General features: G+C 48.7%; 9 protein-coding genes. 6 read left to right on the top strand and 3 right to left on the bottom strand.

What is annotated here, in order from left to right:
* Window positions 1-58 precede the first annotated feature (58 nt).
* Both ORJ01_RS12160 and thpR read left to right on the top strand, forming a co-directional pair.
* Window positions 59-2,332, top strand: a complete 2,274-nt coding sequence (locus ORJ01_RS12160; protein ID WP_306178380.1) for a YgiQ family radical SAM protein — start codon at window positions 59-61, stop codon at window positions 2,330-2,332.
* 115 nt (window positions 2,333-2,447) lie between these two features.
* Window positions 2,448-2,954: an RNA 2',3'-cyclic phosphodiesterase gene (gene thpR, locus ORJ01_RS12165; RefSeq protein WP_306178253.1), complete on the top strand. Its 507-nt coding sequence runs from the start codon at window positions 2,448-2,450 to the stop codon at window positions 2,952-2,954.
* Between the two features lie 177 nt (window positions 2,955-3,131).
* Here the strand turns inward: thpR and ORJ01_RS12170 are convergent, their stop codons facing one another.
* The 3 genes from ORJ01_RS12170 to ORJ01_RS12180 all read right to left on the bottom strand — a co-directional run bounded on the left by ORJ01_RS12170 (window position 3,132) and on the right by ORJ01_RS12180 (window position 5,090).
* Window positions 3,132-3,548, bottom strand: a complete 417-nt coding sequence (locus tag ORJ01_RS12170) for a group 1 truncated hemoglobin (protein ID WP_226750118.1) — start codon at window positions 3,546-3,548, stop codon at window positions 3,132-3,134.
* The gene (locus tag ORJ01_RS12175; RefSeq protein ID WP_306178254.1) at window positions 3,548-4,381 is read right to left on the bottom strand and encodes a DUF3034 family protein; all 834 of its coding nucleotides are present in this window, start codon (window positions 4,379-4,381) and stop codon (window positions 3,548-3,550) included. The genes ORJ01_RS12170 and ORJ01_RS12175 overlap by 1 nt, the downstream gene beginning before the upstream one ends.
* A 76-nt stretch (window positions 4,382-4,457) precedes the next feature.
* Entirely contained in the window at window positions 4,458-5,090 is a 633-nt protein-coding gene (locus ORJ01_RS12180) for a methylamine utilization protein (protein WP_306178255.1), read from the bottom strand.
* A 188-nt stretch (window positions 5,091-5,278) separates the two neighbouring features.
* Here ORJ01_RS12180 and ORJ01_RS12185 point away from each other — a divergent pair, with 188 nt between their 5' ends.
* From ORJ01_RS12185 to rlmC, 4 genes are all read left to right on the top strand, one after another.
* Entirely contained in the window at window positions 5,279-11,110 is a 5,832-nt protein-coding gene (locus tag ORJ01_RS12185; protein ID WP_306178256.1) for an alpha-2-macroglobulin, read from the top strand.
* A gap of 45 nt (window positions 11,111-11,155) precedes the next feature.
* On the top strand, window positions 11,156-13,597 hold the full coding sequence (gene pbpC, locus ORJ01_RS12190) for a penicillin-binding protein 1C (protein WP_306178257.1): 2,442 nt from the start codon (window positions 11,156-11,158) through the stop codon (window positions 13,595-13,597).
* Between the two features lie 182 nt (window positions 13,598-13,779).
* Window positions 13,780-15,039 carry an ectonucleotide pyrophosphatase/phosphodiesterase gene (locus ORJ01_RS12195; protein ID WP_306178258.1) on the top strand — a complete coding sequence of 420 codons (1,260 nt, stop codon included), beginning with the start codon at window positions 13,780-13,782 and terminating at the stop codon, window positions 15,037-15,039.
* Window positions 15,040-15,043: 4 nt separating this feature from the next.
* Window positions 15,044-16,207 (top strand): 23S rRNA (uracil(747)-C(5))-methyltransferase RlmC, encoded by a 1,164-nt coding sequence (gene rlmC, locus ORJ01_RS12200; protein ID WP_306178259.1) that lies wholly within the window; start codon window positions 15,044-15,046, stop codon window positions 16,205-16,207.
* Window positions 16,208-16,212: the final 5 nt, after the last annotated feature.

Below are 16,212 nucleotides of genomic sequence, written 5' to 3' on the forward strand. Positions count from 1 at the left end.
TGCTGTAATTATGTCCGCGACTACTGTAAATCTTCGTAAATCTGCTCCGGTAGCCCGGATGGCGCCTGAGCGCGATCTGTTTTCTTACCCAAAATACTGGGCCGAATGTTACGGCACCGCGCCTTTTTTACCGATGTCTCGCGCCGAAATGGACAAACTCGGTTGGGATAGCTGCGACATTATCTTAGTGGTTGGCGATGCTTATGTTGATCACCCCAGCTTTGGGATGGCAGTAGTTGGGCGTATGCTAGAAGCACAGGGTTATCGCGTGGGGATTATTGCCCAGCCCGATTGGCATAGCAAAACCGACTTTATGCGCTTAGGCAAACCTAATCTGTTTTACGGTGTGTCTGCCGGTAATATGGACTCGATGATCAACCGTTATACCGCCGATAAAAAATTGCGGCATGACGATGCTTACACCGCCGGCGATATTGGGGGTAAAAGACCGGATCGCGCGGTAATTGTTTATACCCAGCGCTGTAAAGAAGCATACAGTGATGTGCCGGTTATTATCGGCGGTATTGAAGCCAGTTTACGCCGTATTGCCCATTATGATTATTGGTCTGAGAAAGTTCGCCGTTCAGTTATTTTTGATGCCAAAGCTGACATCTTAATTTATGGCAATGCCGAGCGGCCGTTAATTGAAGTAGCCTACCGCCTTGCCAGTGGTATTCCGGTGGCCGATATTCAGGATGTACGCGGTACTGCGGTGATCCGCAAAGAGCCTCTGCCGGGCTGGCGCGGCGTAGATTCCACCGCCATTGATAAAATTGGCAAAATCGACCCGATTCCCAATCCTTACGGTGCTGATGATGTCGGCTGTAGCAGTTATTCTGAATTTGCCAAAGCCGGTATTGATTTAACTAAACCGGCAGAAGTGGAAGCCAAACCTATTATCGTGCAGGCACCACGGCAAAAACCGTGGGAGCTGACTTACGTTAAGCTACCAGCGTTTGAGCAGGTGAGTGTGAATAAGCCGTTGTATGCCCATGCCTCACGTATTTTGCATCAAGAAACCAATCCAGGCTGTGCGCGCGCCATTATGCAGCGTCATGGTGATCGGCATATTTGGGTAAATCCTGCGGCTTTTCCGCTGAGTACCGAAGAGATGGATCTGGTGTTTGGTTTGCCCTATCAGCGTATTCCGCATCCGGTGTATGGTAAAGCCAAGATCCCTGCCTATGAAATGATTAAAACCTCAGTGAATATTATGCGAGGCTGTTTTGGTGGCTGTTCGTTTTGTTCCATTACTGAGCACGAAGGCCGGATTATTCAAAGTCGCTCGAAAGAGTCGATTATGCAAGAGATCAAAGACATTCGTGACAAAGTGCCGGGTTTTACCGGCGTTATCTCCGATTTAGGTGGGCCCACGGCCAATATGTATCGCTTAAATTGTAAAAACCCGAAAGCAGAGCAAACGTGTCGTCGACCTTCCTGTGTCTATCCGACCATTTGTGAGCACATGGATACCGATCAAAGCCCGACGGTAGAGTTGTACCGTGAAGCGCGTAATATCGAAGGTATCAAAAAGGTTCTGATTGCCTCGGGTGTCCGTTATGACTTGGCGGTAGAAGATCCTAACTATGTGAAAGAATTAGTGCAGCATCATGTCGGCGGTTATTTAAAAATTGCCCCTGAGCATACCGAAGAGGGCCCATTAAGTAAGATGATGAAGCCGGGTATGGGCGCATACGATAAATTTAAAGAAATGTTTGATCGCTTTAGTAAAGAAGCGGGCAAAGAGCAGTACCTGATCCCGTATTTTATTGCCTCGCATCCTGGCACCACCGATATGGATATGGTGAATTTAGCCTTATGGTTAAAAGAGCGTGATTTCAGACTAGATCAAGTACAAAACTTTTATCCAAGCCCGATGGCCAATGCCACTACGATTTATCACACCGAGATGAATTCGCTGAAAAACATTAATAAAGCGAATAAAGAAGCGGTGCCGGTACCCAAAGGTGAGCGGCAACGCCGTTTACATAAAGCCATTTTGCGTTATCACGATCCAAAAGGCTGGCCAAGTATTCGCGAAGCACTAACGAAGATGGGTTTACAGCATTTAATCGGCCGGGGCAAAGATTGTTTAGTACCACCGGAAAGCAAAGACGAGCAACAGCGCAAACCTCTTCGGGGGGGTAAGCCGGCATTAACGCGGCACACGGGGTTAAACCCGGCGGCTAAAGCCACCCGCGCCGATAATACGGGCAAGCCTAAAGCCAAACTCAACGGCCAAAAGCCAGCTACGCCAGCTAGTACTAATGGCCCGACAGCAGCGAAACCAAAAGCGAAGCGGCCGCAAAACGGCAAAGCGCAACGCGGTTAGTCTTGAACAAGCAAGTGCCTGGCACACACTAGGCGCTTGCTTGTGATGAGAAAACCGAGCAGGTCTCGCTGACAATAACCGCGGCTTTAGCTTCCTTAACTTAGCGCATGAGCGTATGAAAAGACTGTTCTTTGCACTGCAATTTTCCCCAGCGCAGCAACAAGCTATCCTAACCTATCAGATGCAGCTGATAACGCAGTATCCTCATGCGCGAATTGTGACTGCGGATAACTTTCATTTAACCTTGTTTTTTCTTGGTCAAGTAGACAGTGAGCAAGAGCCGTTTTTACTGTCTGCGACGAAGAAGATTGCGCCAATTGATATAACGCTCACTTTCGATAAATTGGGCTATTTCGCCAAACCTAAAATTGCTTACTTAGCGCCCAGTGTCGTTCCTGAACCTTTAATGCAGCTACAACAGCAGATCACGCAGTTGTGTCAGCAACAAGGCTTTGAGGCACAGCACCCTGAATTTAAGCCGCATATTACCTTACTTAGAAAAGTGGATCACGAGGGGCCCTTGCCGGCCTGTTTGCCGTTAGAGCTCAGGGTAGGCCGATTTGCCTTGTTTCATTCAACGCAAATTGCCGGACAACTGCGTTATGTGCCACTGAGTGAATAGCGTGTTACGAGATTAAAGCTCATTGAGTTTCAGTTGTCCGACCACACTCAGACACCGGTCCAACCAGTCTCGGAGTGTGGTCCAACCTGTCTCTGAGTGCGGTCAGAGGTCTGAGCTCTTGCCGGTGTCTGAGTGTGGTCGGAGGAGGTAGCTTAGCGCATTCAGGAGGAAAGGTGATTAGCGATATGTGATGTCTTTGTACATGGGCGCAAGTAGGGCCAATAACTGATTTTGCGCGCTGATGCTAATCTGTTGTTGTTGCATCACGTCAATTAAGTTTTCGACTAACGCATCGTAATGCGCCAAGGTAATGTTAAAGCCGGTATGGCTTTCTTGCATGGTGCCACCAGTATATTCACAAGGGCCGCCGCTGATATTACACAGCTGCTCGGCTAGTAATCGGCGAAAACGTGCAATATCGGTATCGGCAAAGTGATGCACGATACGTTGATCTTGTTCAATTTTTTGCAATAAACCATCGGTAATGGCGGCAATACCCGGCTCGCCACCGAGTTGTTGATACAAGCTAGGTTGGGGGTGTTGGCTACAAGCCGTCAACAGTAACGCGAAAACTAAGGGGGTGATGGTGCGCATTACCAGGCTCCTTCTACTGAAATATAATAACCTTGTTGCTGATCAAAACCGGCAATACTGCCAAGATCGACATAGCCACCGACCACCGACACATGCTTATTGATAAACCACGCGACAAACAGATCGCGCCAATGTTGCTCGGTAGCAAAGTCTAATTGATCAGGCTTTTGTTTAAATTCAATGCCCACCGCCACGTTATAATTCAGCAAAACAGCCGCTGAACCTTCAAAGACAAACTGGTAATCGTTATCGCTAGCACTGCCAAAGCCGAGTAAACCGGTTTGGTTGGCTTTAGTGGCACGCACTGTGCCGTTTAGTAGCAAATTGCGCCCGGCAACTTGGTCAAACAACACTTTACTGGCAGAAAAATAAACATCGACACCACTATCATCACGAGCGCCAACCGCTTGCGGTAAGCCAAAATCACGGTGTTTTTTATACTGTAAGCCAACGCTGATTTGCGGCCATGCCGTATACAGCAGTTCTCCGGCGATATGGTATTTAACACCAAACACATCTTGGCGTAATTCACCGCCAATGCTATCTAGTTTGAAGGTTTGCCGGGCAACCGACCATTCCCATTTATTGTCATAACTGACGCTGGCGCCAAACACATTTAGCGTGAAATCATCAACACCGACGCGGCTCGTAAAAGCGGTGGCGCTCCACTCATCACTGCTGCCATAACCGTTAATCACTGCCCACGGCACTATACCGCCGCCCGCACTGCCTTCAATGCTACTTGCACCGCCTGTCGCCACGATTTTGCTGCCGGCAACACTGCTCGCGCTGGCAAGTAGGCAACAAAGGGCTAATGTAAAACGCGTGATCATCGTGTATCTCCAGACTCCACCCAAAGTGGCAAATGCTTAAGCTATTACCCCAGGCGTTTTTTTAGCATAAATAAACTTAACTACCAAAGCCGCGCTTTGGTGCACTGGGCTTTTCATTGTCTTCGATGGCCAAGGAAAAGGTCAGATGGCCCGTTTCATCTGGCGTAACCACTTGCTCAGCTAAAGCCTCAACTTGCCATGGATGCCAGATTTTTAAGCGAAGTTCACCCGCAGGTACCTCTGGGAACTGTACTTTACCTTCCTTATCGGTAACGAGTAACAGCGGGCTTTCACCAATGTAGATATAGGCCAGCATATAATCATGAATATTGCAGCCAAGAACGACGATACCGGGCTCGTCAAATTGAACAGGCGCTTCAGGCTTACCGGAATACAGTTGGATCTCAAAGGTTTTAGCACTGGAAAAAGAGTAAACATGATGTCGGGTTTTGTCGCGATTGGGAAATTCGATTAGGCTACCTTGTTGAATCGCGGTAACAAAAGGCACAAACACCAGATCTTCTTGTGCGACATGCGCGATTTTCGCTGTTGTGGTTGTTTTAACATCAGGGCTGATAATTTCAATCACCGCATCGGCCAACGGTTTGTTAGTCTGATCTAACACGGTAATGCTGACACCTTGCCCTTGAGTAGCAAAGCTAGCAAAGACTAGCGTTACAATGCCTAGTAGTGCGGAATGAAATTTCATGTTGAACACTTTTTTAGTGGGATCTGATTTTCACTAAGAACTACGGCTAGTTTAAATTCAATTTTCTCCCTAAATCATTAGGTTATCACCGCCTTTTTTTAAAAGAGTTCATCGGTTATTAATATAACAGGGCTATACTTTAACAATATTGAGGAATTTTCCGCGGTTGACGCGAGCAAGGATGGGGTATGTCAGGGTCTTCGTCTCTATTTACTCGGCTGTTTGGGCAGCTCAGCTGGGCTGCACCGGCTTGGTTAGCCAAGCTACAACAACAAGCGAAAGCGCAGCCGAAGCGTTTTGGTTCGGCTTTGCTTATTGTGTTATTGGCGCTAATGAGCCTTGCCTTGTTCACTCGCTATTATTGGCAACTGCCCAAGGCACCGCAGGTGTTAGCGCAAGTGATCGCGCCAGGCCAAGGTGAAATAGTACAACAGGAAGAACAACCCACACCGTTATTATTGCGCTTTTACCAGGAAGACCCCGCCAGCGATAACGCGCAACTTGCCGATGTTAACCCCGCTCGGATCAGTTTACCGATAACGACTGTAAACTTAAGCGCAGCAAAGTTGGCTTTAATCGGTGAAAGCCTGGCGGTAGGGGATACGATCACACCCGCCATTCAGGGCCAGTGGCAATGGCTGGATGATAACCAACTACAGTTTTTACCCGAGCAAGCATGGCCAGCGGGTCAGCGTTATCAGATCACACTGCCTAAAACCTGGTTTGCCGACAAGCTAGCTCTCGCTACCCGCGAATGGTCATTCGACAGTCCGGCCCTTAATGTTGCCATAGAACAACTGCAGTTTTATCAAGATCCCGAGCAGGTTTCGGTGCGACGCATTTTAGCTACGCTGGCTTTTACTCATGCTGTTGAGCAACAAAGTTTGCAAAAAGCGTTGAGTTTAAACTTGCCGCAAAGCGCAGAAAAATTGGGTAGTAAAGCGCAGTCTGTTGCTTATACCTTGCAAAGTGCTGAGCAAGGACGGGTTTGGTATCTGCAAAGCGAACCGATTAGTTTGCCTAAGCAAGCACAATTTTTAACTTTCGAGCTCGCCGCTGGCGTTAAAGCGCAGTATGGTCAAGGCCGCACGCAAGAGGCGCAACAGCAGCAAGTGTTGATCCCCGATCACGCTACGGTGTTGCAGATCAGTGATGCGCAATTGCAATTAGTGCGCAACGCCCAAGCGGAGCCTGAGCAAGTATTGCAATTAAGCCTGACTGATCGGGTGCGTTTTACTGATCTGACGGCACATTTACAGTTATATCTGTTACCGCTACATCCGGCGAAACGCACTTGGACGGCCGCAGAGTTAACGCCGGCTATCTTAGCGCAAGCCAGGTTATTGCATTATCAGCTAGAGCCCGGTGCTTTTGCCCATCAACAAGATTTTGCCATTAAATTGGATTTACCGGCGCAGCGGCAATTGGCGGTGATAGTTAAGGCGGGTTTACCCGGTTTAGATAATTATCAACTAAGCCAAACCTATCAACGCGTAATGACGTTACCGGATTATCCAAAAGAAGCACGGATCACTGGTGAGGGTGCGGTATTAATGTTATCAGGTGAGCAAAAGCTGCAACTGGTCAGCCGCGGCTTACCACAGCTAAAAGTGCGATTGGCTAAGGTATTACCGCAACATCTTAATCATCTTATTAGTCAAAGTGGCGGCGATATCAGCAACCCCTTTTTTTACAATCGTAGTTTCGGTGCGGAAAACCTCGCGGTTATCACCGAGCAGATCTTTGAAATCAATAATCAAACACCCCAAAAGAATCAGTTTTTAAGTTTAGATTTAAAACCTCACCTGCAGCGTGAAGGTATGGGCGTTTATTTTGTAGAGCTATATCAACACGATCCGAAGTATCCGGATTGGTTAGGCGAAGTATTAGATAAGCGGCTAGTGTTGGTCACCGATTTAGGCTTGATGGTGAAACACCAACAAGACAGTAGCCAAAAAATCTTTGTGATGTCTTTAGCCAGCGGCAAACCGGTGAATGGTGCCAAGGTGCAATTGCTTGGGCGTAATGGCTTGGCGGTTTACAGCGGCATCACCGATAAGCAAGGCCATGTGGAGCTGGGTGTGACTAATGGCTTAAAAGAGGCGGAGCAGGCCACGGTGTATTTGGTCCAGCACACTGATAATGGTCGCACCGACAGCACGTTTATTCCGTTTAATCGTTACAGTCGACAACTCGATTATTCGCGCTTTGCGATTGATGGCGAATATCAGTCTGGCAATGCGGCTCAGCTTAAAGCCTTTATGTTCAGCGATCGTGGCATTTACCGGCCGGGTGAAACGGTGCAATTAGCCAGTATTATTCGCCGCAGTGATTTAGCACCGGTAACAGCCAAAAACCTCAGCTTACAATTGCAGGTTAACGGGCCTAGAGGTAATACACTGCATCAGCAAAAATTCACTTTATCAGCGCGTGGTTTACAAAGCTTTCAGTTAGACACCGCTAAGTTTAGCGATACCGGTGAATATGATGCCCTGATTATGTTAGTGGATTCGCAAGGCCGGCATCAACAAACACTCGGTGATGTCAGTTTTCAGCTAGAAGAGTTTTTACCTGACAGCTTAAAAATAACCAGTAAGTTTAATCAACAGGCAACCGGTTGGTTATTGCCTGAGCAATTAAGTTTAGCACTGCAACTTGATAACTTGTTTGGCAGTGCCGCGCAGCAGCGGCGTGTGGCTGCCCGTTATGTCTTGATGCCCAGCGCATTTCAATTTGATGCTTATCCAGATTATCAGTTTGGGATCCCAAATGAGCAGAGCTTAGTTGCGCAGCGCGAGAATTTAACCGAGCAGCAAACCGATAGCGCCGGTCAGGTGACCTTTAGCTTACCGCTGCAGCGTTTCCAACAGGGCCATTGGCAATTGCAAGTGTACGTTGAAGGGTTTGACAGCGCCGGTGGGCGGGCAGTACAGCACAGTAATGGCGCGCTTATCGCGACTAGCCCCGTATTAATTGGCATGAAAGCCGATGGTGCGCTGAATTTTTTAAAGCAACAGCAAGCTCGGCAATTGCATTTTTTAGCCATTAATCAACAGTTAGCTCCGTTAGCACAAGACAATTTAACGCTAAAGTTAGTGCAAAAAACACCGTTATCCAGTTTGGTGAAACAACCCGATGGTACCTTGCAATATCAAACGGTGTTGCAGCAAAAAGTCATAGCAGAGCAAAACTTCAGTATTGCCGAGCAAGGGCAAACTTATCAGTTGAATACCGATCAACCTGGCGATTATCAGCTGCAGCTGTTTAATAAGGCTGGTGAAGTGGTCAGTCAAACCGATTACACTGTGGTTGGTAATGCTAATTTAACAGCGCAACTCGAGCAAAATGCCGAGTTACAACTAAAACTTAGCAAAAGCGATTATCAGCCGGGCGAGTGGTTAGAGTTTAGTGTAACGGCACCTTATACCGGAAGTGGTTTAATCACCATTGAAACGAACAAGGTCGTCGCTTTTCGCTGGTTTCAAGCAGACAGCAGCCACAGTATGCAGCGCATTCAAATACCGGCAGACTTGCAAGGTAATGCTTATTTAAATGTTAGTTTTGTGCGCGCAGCCGGTGCGCCTGAGTTGCTGTTAAGCCCGCTAAGTTATGCGGTGCAGCCCTTTAATATTGCTCGCGCTGCCAGAACCTTGCAGCTTAACTTAACGGCACCGGCGTTGATCCAGCCCGGGCGAGAATTTAGCTTTAGCTTAAGCAGCGATCAGCCCGCCGATGTGCTGCTGTACGGTGTCGATGCCGGTATCTTGCAGGTAGCCGCTTACGACTTACCCGATCCACTGGCGTTTTTCTTACAAAAACGTGCCTTACAAGTGCGCAGTATGCAGATGCTTGATCTTATTTTACCGGAATTTAGCGCCTTACAGCGTTTAACGGCAGGCCCTGGTGGTGATACTGAAAGGATAATGGTTTCGGGGGCTCGATTGAAAAGTGACACCAATCCGTTCGCGCGTCGGGTGGAACAACCTGGCGTCTTTTGGTTAGGTGTGGTGAAAACCGATGCTAATGGCAGTGTGCATCAGGCGCGATTACCCGATACCTTTAATGGCACGGTGCAATTAATGGCCGTGGGGGTCTCTGAGCAGGCGTTAGGGGCGACTCGCCAAGACGTGTTAGTTCGTGGGCCCTTTGTTCTGCAGCCCGATGTATTCACGGCTGTGGCACCGGCAGATGAATTTGAGATCAGTTTGTCGATCAGTAATATGCTTGAAGGCTCAGGTAAAGCGTTACCGTTAGAGCTTAAGACAACAGTGAGTCAAGGTTTAACCTTGCTCAGTGAGCCCATGCAAAGTATTACTGTGGATGAAGGCGCCGCACAGGTTCTGCGGCTGAAATTAAAGGCAAACGAGCAACCAGGCGAAGCCTCAATTCGTTTTAGTGTGGCCACGATTGATGGCCTGCAGAGCAGTCAACGAGAGTTGAGTTTAAGTATTCGCCCTGCACAGCCTTATTTGCGGCAATTGCAGTTTGGTTATAGTAAAAGTGGGCAGCAACAACTGAATGCTACGGCGTTGTTGCCGGTGTTGGCCGAGCGGCAGCTTACGGCGGGTAGCAGCCCGTTACTATTGGTCGACCGTTTAAGTCATTACTTAGATACTTACCCGCATGGTTGTACCGAGCAGATGGTTAGCCAAGTTTTTCCTTGGATCCCTTTGGTTAAGCAAGCGCATTTCCAAGCGCAGTGGCCACAATTAAATGAAAAGTTTGCCAAGCTGCTGCAAGCCTTAGCCGAACGACAACAAGCCGATGGTGGCTTTGCTTTTTGGCCAGGCCATACTCAAAGCGCAGATTTCCCCTCGTTGTATGTGATCCAGTTTTTACTGGAAGCGGAGCAGCAAGGTTTTGCTGTGCCACATTATATGCTGGAGCGGGCGCTGAATTATTTACGCAGCGTGAGCCAAGCCGCTGGCGCTAATCTTTATCAAGCGAGATTACGTGCACAGGCAATTTACTTGTTAAGTGTAAAAGGCGAGCAAGTCAGTAATGCCCTAACATACTTGCATGAGCGCTTAACATTGCAGCATGAACAACGTTGGCAATCGGATATATTGGCGGTGTACATGGCGGCCAGTTATCAGATTTTGCAGCAACCGAGCTTAGCGCAAAGTTTGCTTAAACCTTATCAAGCGGGCAAAACCTCGTTGCTTGAGCGTGACTACAAACCGGTTAATCGCATAGCACAGCCTTTTGCTAACGCTGAGTTTCAATCGCAGTTTAACTTAGATAGCCAGTATCTTTTGTTATTAGCGCGGCATTTCCCAGAGCAGGCAGCACAGCTCAGTAGCGAGCAACTGTTAACACAGCTCGAGCCGTTATTTGCGGGCGATTATCATACGCAAGCGGCGGCTTACAGCATTTTGGCGTTAGCAGCTTATGCCGATATCAAGCCAAATACCTTAACGGTATTGCCCACCTTATCAGCCGATGGCGAAAAGTTAGCGCTTATGGATAACTGGCCTTATGCGCATGCCACAACCGGGCAAGCGGTACAGCAATTTAGCTTAAATGCAGGTTATCCATTGTTTTATGCCTTATCAGAGCAAGGCTATGCGGCACAATTACCAAGCAAAGCCCGCGCAGACGGTGTTGAGCTGGTGCGTGATTACCTGAACAGTGAGGGCGAGAAAATCACTAGTGCAAGCCAAGGGCAGCTGTTAACCGTGCGTTTGCGGCTGCGTAGCTTAACGGGTGCCACGATCAGTAATATGGTGATTACCGATTTATTACCGGCTGGCTTTGAGGTAGTGCGCAGCTCAGTACCCAGGCAAAGTGGCCTGTGGCAGGCAGATTATATGGACATTCGTGAAGATCGCGTGCTGTGGTACGGCGCTATTGCACCGCAAATGACCGAGCTGACTTATCAGGTGCGTGTTAGCACAGCCGGTCGTTTTACGGTGCCGGTGGCCTCGGCTGAAGCCATGTACGACAATCGTGTGCGCGCTTACACGCCAGCCGGCCAGCTTGAGGTAAGTGCCTATCAAGCTCAACCAACACGACCTTAGTTGTGCGCAGCTGATGACGGCTAATACGCTGGGGCACTGTCAGTGATGCGGCTTAGGTTAAAACGGCTGTGGCGTCAGAAAATAGCGCGCGGGTTGTTCTTAGTCGCGCTATTGGCGTTGTTTTGGTATGGCTTACCCTTGTTTACGGCTAAACCGCAGCTGTATGCCCATTATGCACAAAGCCAAGCGGTTTTTGCCGCAGGCGGCCAATTGTTAGCTCTGCGTCCGGCAATGGATGAACGTTATCGGTTACGACTGGCGCTAACCGATATGACACCAGCTTTACAGCAAGCCACCTTGTTATATGAAGATCGTCGCTTTTACCAGCATTTTGGTTTGGATCTGCCCGCATTGGCTCGCGCTTTTTGGCAAGGTGTTGTAAAAGGTGGGCGACGGCAAGGGGCGTCGACCATTACCATGCAATTAGCCCGTTTACATTACGGAATTGACAGTCAAACTGTGCTGGGCAAATTACAGCAAATTGGCTTGGCCTTGTATTTAGAGCGGCATTTCAGTAAAGATGCCATTTTAGAAGCCTATTTAAATTACGCGCCATACGGTGGCAATATAGAAAGCGTTGCTGCCGCTAGCCTGATTTACTTTGGCAAGACTGCCGCAGAACTCAGCACGGCTGAAGCCTTAGCGCTGGCAGTGATCCCACAAAACCCGCTACAGCGTAACCCTGAGCGGCAAAACGGCGCGGCACAACTCGAAGCGGCGCGAGCCAGGTTACTGCAAATATGGCAACAGTATTATCCGTTAACAGCAAGTGAGCAGCAGTTATTGCAGATCCCACTTCGCTTTAAACGCCGCTCCGACTTGCCTTTCACCGCCCCTCATTTTGTGCAAGCACTGGCTGTGCAACAACCCAATGGCCAGTTGCACAGTAGTTTAGATTGGCATTTACAGCAGCAAGTACAGCAACGGGTCGACAGCTATTTGCGCCAGCAACAGCGTTTAGGGCTGCGTAATGCCAGCGTGCTCGTGGTGCACCGCCCAACCATGCAGATCAAAGCCTATATTGGCTCTGCCGATTTTTATAATCGCGAGATAGCGGGGCAAGTCGATGGTACCGCGGCACTACGTTCACCAGGCTCAGCCCTAAAACCTTTTATTTATGCCTTAGCGTTACAGCAAGGGCATATTCACCCGAAAAGCTTATTAAAAGATCTACCACAGCGCTTTGGCCTGTTCAGCCCAGAGAATTTCGATCGCCGTTTTCAAGGCCCGTTAACCGCCACAGCAGCCTTGGTGCAAAGTCGAAATGTGCCGGCGGTCACTTTACAAGCAAAGTTAGCACAACCTGATTTTTACCAATGGCTCGGTGCTAATGGGGTTCGCTTACCGCAAGACGCCAACTATTATGGTTTAGCCTTAGCTCTGGGCGGACTGGAGTTGTCGATGCAACAAATGGTGCGTTTATATGCCATGCTTGGCAATCAAGGGCAGTATCGTGATTTGCAGTGGCTTGCCAGCGAGGCGACCACCAAGGTTGCAATGACACAACCCGTGAGCATAGAGACTAAGCCGTGGACGGTAACAGCCAATCCCCCCCAAGATGTTGTTGAGATAACCTCCCATGAACTAAAAAAGAGGGTAGCAGCAGAGAATAACGCCGGCTTATTGCCCGAAGCGGCGTTTTTAACCTTACAGATGCTCAGTAGTCAGCCCTTACAAAATGCGCGGTTAGCTGCGCTGACCGATAGCCCCCCCGTCGCTTGGAAAACGGGCACCTCTTATGCGTATCGCGATGCTTGGACCTTGGGGCTCTATGGTGATTACGTGGTGGCCGTTTGGCTTGGCAACTTTGATGGCAGCAGCAATCCGAATTTAGTGGGGCGCACGGTAGCGGCACCTTTGTTCTTTTCGTTATTACCGCTACTCGGTGAGCAACAACACGCGAATCAGCAGCTGTTTGCGGTGTCAGAAAAGCTTAACTTACGCCAAGTTGCGCTGTGTCGGCAAAGTTTTCAATTACCCAATCGCTTTTGCCCAGCGACTGAGCTGGGTTGGGTGATCCCTGGCGTATCACCGATTGCTTTGTCAGAGTTACATCGGCCAGTGCCGATTTTTCGCGCTTCAGGCTTGCGTGCTTGTTACCATCAACCGCCGTTAACCGAGTTACAGGTATTTGAGTTTTGGCCCTCTGATATTGCGGCCTTGTATCAGCAAGCAGGTGTGCGTTTACAGCAACCGCCCGCTTACGCCAGCCCATGTTCACAGTTAACCCAAAGCCAAGCAAAACCACCGCAGATTTTGTCGCCCCAAGCGGGTTTAACTTATTTTGCTCAAGCCGGCCGGCCATTAGCCTTACAGGTGCGCTTAGATGGCGCCGCCACACAAAGTTATTGGTTTGCCGGGAAGCGTTTTTTAGGGGCGGTTGGCGCGAATGAAACCTTATTTTGGTCAGCCAGTGCCGGAGAATATCAGTTACGGGTACAGGATGATTTAGGCGGGAGCAGTGAAATTACGTTGAACGTGCAATAATTATGGGCAAAATGGCATGAAGCGCCTTTGAAAAAGCAGTAAACTAAGCGTCTTTACCAAATTGCATGCTGCGTTAGCTGCAACTTGTACTTTCGCCAAGGGGTTACCGCAGCACTGGGCAGGTTAATGCTTTGGCTTTGTGGGTTTCCGCTGATAGTTTCTGCTAATAAAAGGTTAGTTTCATGCGATTTTTAACTGTTGTTATGCTGCTGTTGCTAGTGTCTTGCGCTAAACCCGAACAAACCGAGTCGACGGTAAAAGACGGCGCTCAAACCAGCTTGTTAATTATTTCAATTGATGGTTTGCGTCACGATTATTTGCAACTGCATCACGCACCAACTCTCTCTAAGCTTGCAGCAGCGGGCGTGCAGGTTAAACAGTTACAACCGGTCTTCCCAAGCAAAACCTTTCCTAATCATTATTCTTTGGTAACCGGTTTACACCCAGAAAAGCACGGTATTGTGGATAACTCTATCTATGATCCGGCAACGGGCCGTATGTTTGCCTTGAGTAAGTCAGAGGAAGTCGGGGATGGTTTCTGGTGGCAGGGTGAGCCTATATGGATCACGGCTGAGCGCCAAGGTAAGATGGCGGCCACTTATTTTTATCCAGGTACTGAAGCTGAAATCAATGGCCTGCGCCCAAGTTACTGGTTTCCCTATGAGCATAATACGCCAAATCGTCAGCGTACCCAGCAAGTGCTTGATTGGTTAGCGTTACCTTATGCTGAGCGCCCTAAGGTGATTACGTTATATTTCAGCGATGTGGATTCAGCCGGCCATGATTTTGGACCCTTATCCGCACAAACGGCACAAGCCTTAGCCGATGTGGATGCTGAGATCGCCTATTTGATGCAAACCTTAACCGCTCGCGGTCAAGCTGATGAGTTAAATCTGATTATCAGCTCAGATCATGGCATGGCCGAAGTGGATCAGCGCAAGCATATTGTGGCGGATGAGTTATTCTCAGCCGATTTAGCGTTAAATGTGCGGCTTTCACGTGAATTGATCAGTATTTTCCCGAAAGAGGGCGCAGAAGACACGCTGTATCAGCAAATTGCTGAGCGTTATAACCCTGAGCAAATGCGCTTATATCGTAAAGCTGATTTCCCAGCGCGCTTTCATTATCAGCAGCATAGCCGTATCGCACCGATTTTTTTACTGGCTGAACAGCCATGGATTTTTGTGCGTCAAAGTGCTTTAGCTCGCTTAAAGGCCGATCCCACTTATTTAGATCCGCGTGGTAGCCATGGTTATGATAATAGCGAAGCAGATATGCAAACGACCTTGATTGCTATAGGCCCGGCCTTTAAAAAAGCCACCGCCGTTGAGAAGCTCAGTATGGTTGATATCTATAATGTGATGGCAGCGGTATTGCAAATTGAACCTGCCCCGAATGATGGTGATCCTGCAGCTATAGCTTTGATGCTGGCTGAGGAATAATATTGTGCAATGTGCCCATTTTATGGCAGATCGATGCCAGTCCTGCCAATGGTTAGCGCAGCCTTATGCCACACAACTGGCTAACAAACAGCAACAGTTAGTGGATGTATTGGCTGCTTTTGCGCCGTTTCATTTATTAGCGCCAATGGCCAGTAGCGAGCAGGGTTTTCGTTATAAAGCCAAAATGGTGGTGCTTGGCACGGCAGAAGCGCCATTGCTGGGGATTGTTAATCAGCAAAACGAAGCGGTCGATTTGGCCGATTGCCCGTTATATCCAGAGCACTTTGCTGACGTATTTGCCGCTATTAAAAATTTTATCGTTTTAGCTAAACTACAGCCTTACCAGGTGCAGCAGCGCCGTGGTGAGCTGAAATTTATTTTACTGAGTCAAAGCCAGCATAGCGGCCGCTTTATGCTGCGTTTTGTGCTACGTTCAAAAAATCATTTAGCGGTCATTCAAAAGTATCTACCGCACTTATTAGCGCAAGTACCCGCTATAGCTGTGGTTAGTATTAATTTGCAGCCACAACCTGCTGCGCTGTTAGAAGGGGCAGAAGAGATTGTGCTTACAACAGAGCGCTTGCTGCGCGAGCAATTAAACCAGGTGCCGTTGTATTTATCACCCCAAAGCTTTTTTCAAACCAACCCCAGCTTAGCGGCAGCACTATATGATACCGCCGCAACTTGGGCGGTTGAGTTACAGCAACAAGGTGAGCCATTTGAACAGATCTGGGATTTGTTTTGTGGTGTCGGTGGCTTTGGACTGCACTTAGCAAGCCAATTAACGGCAATAACATGGCAACAACCCACACTAACCGGCATTGAAATTTCCGCCGCTGCGATAGCCAGTGCCGAGCAAGCGGCCAACGAGTTGGGGCTCACTCAGGTGCGTTTTCAAGCGTTAGACTCTGCGGCCTTTGCCCATGCCGCCGCACAGGCGCCTGATTTATTAGTGGTTAACCCACCTAGGCGGGGCTTAGGCGACGCGTTATGTGCTGATATCACACGGTTACAACCGCGTTTTATACTGTATTCCAGTTGCAACGTACACAGTTTAGCCGCTGATATAGCGCAGCTAAAAAGCTATCGCTTAGTCAAAGCCCAGCTGTTCGATCTGTTTGCTCATAGCAGCCATGCCGAGGTGCTGACCTTATTAGTTCGGCGCTGAACATT

Origin of the sequence: Alishewanella sp. SMS8 (assembly GCF_030737935.1) — a bacterium.
Classification (GTDB): domain Bacteria; phylum Pseudomonadota; class Gammaproteobacteria; order Enterobacterales; family Alteromonadaceae; genus Alishewanella; species Alishewanella maricola.

Coding starts and splice junctions, on each gene's coding strand:
- ORJ01_RS12180 (WP_306178255.1), bottom strand. CDS start 5,090: ATGAAATTTCATTCCGCACTACTAGGCATTGTAACGCTAGTCTTTGCT.
- ORJ01_RS12160 (WP_306178380.1), top strand. CDS start 59: ATGGCGCCTGAGCGCGATCTGTTTTCTTACCCAAAATACTGGGCCGAA.
- ORJ01_RS12195 (WP_306178258.1), top strand. CDS start 13,780: ATGCGATTTTTAACTGTTGTTATGCTGCTGTTGCTAGTGTCTTGCGCT.
- ORJ01_RS12170 (WP_226750118.1), bottom strand. CDS start 3,548: ATGCGCACCATCACCCCCTTAGTTTTCGCGTTACTGTTGACGGCTTGT.
- thpR (WP_306178253.1), top strand. CDS start 2,448: ATGAAAAGACTGTTCTTTGCACTGCAATTTTCCCCAGCGCAGCAACAA.
- ORJ01_RS12185 (WP_306178256.1), top strand. CDS start 5,279: ATGTCAGGGTCTTCGTCTCTATTTACTCGGCTGTTTGGGCAGCTCAGC.
- pbpC (WP_306178257.1), top strand. CDS start 11,156: ATGCGGCTTAGGTTAAAACGGCTGTGGCGTCAGAAAATAGCGCGCGGG.
- ORJ01_RS12175 (WP_306178254.1), bottom strand. CDS start 4,381: ATGATCACGCGTTTTACATTAGCCCTTTGTTGCCTACTTGCCAGCGCG.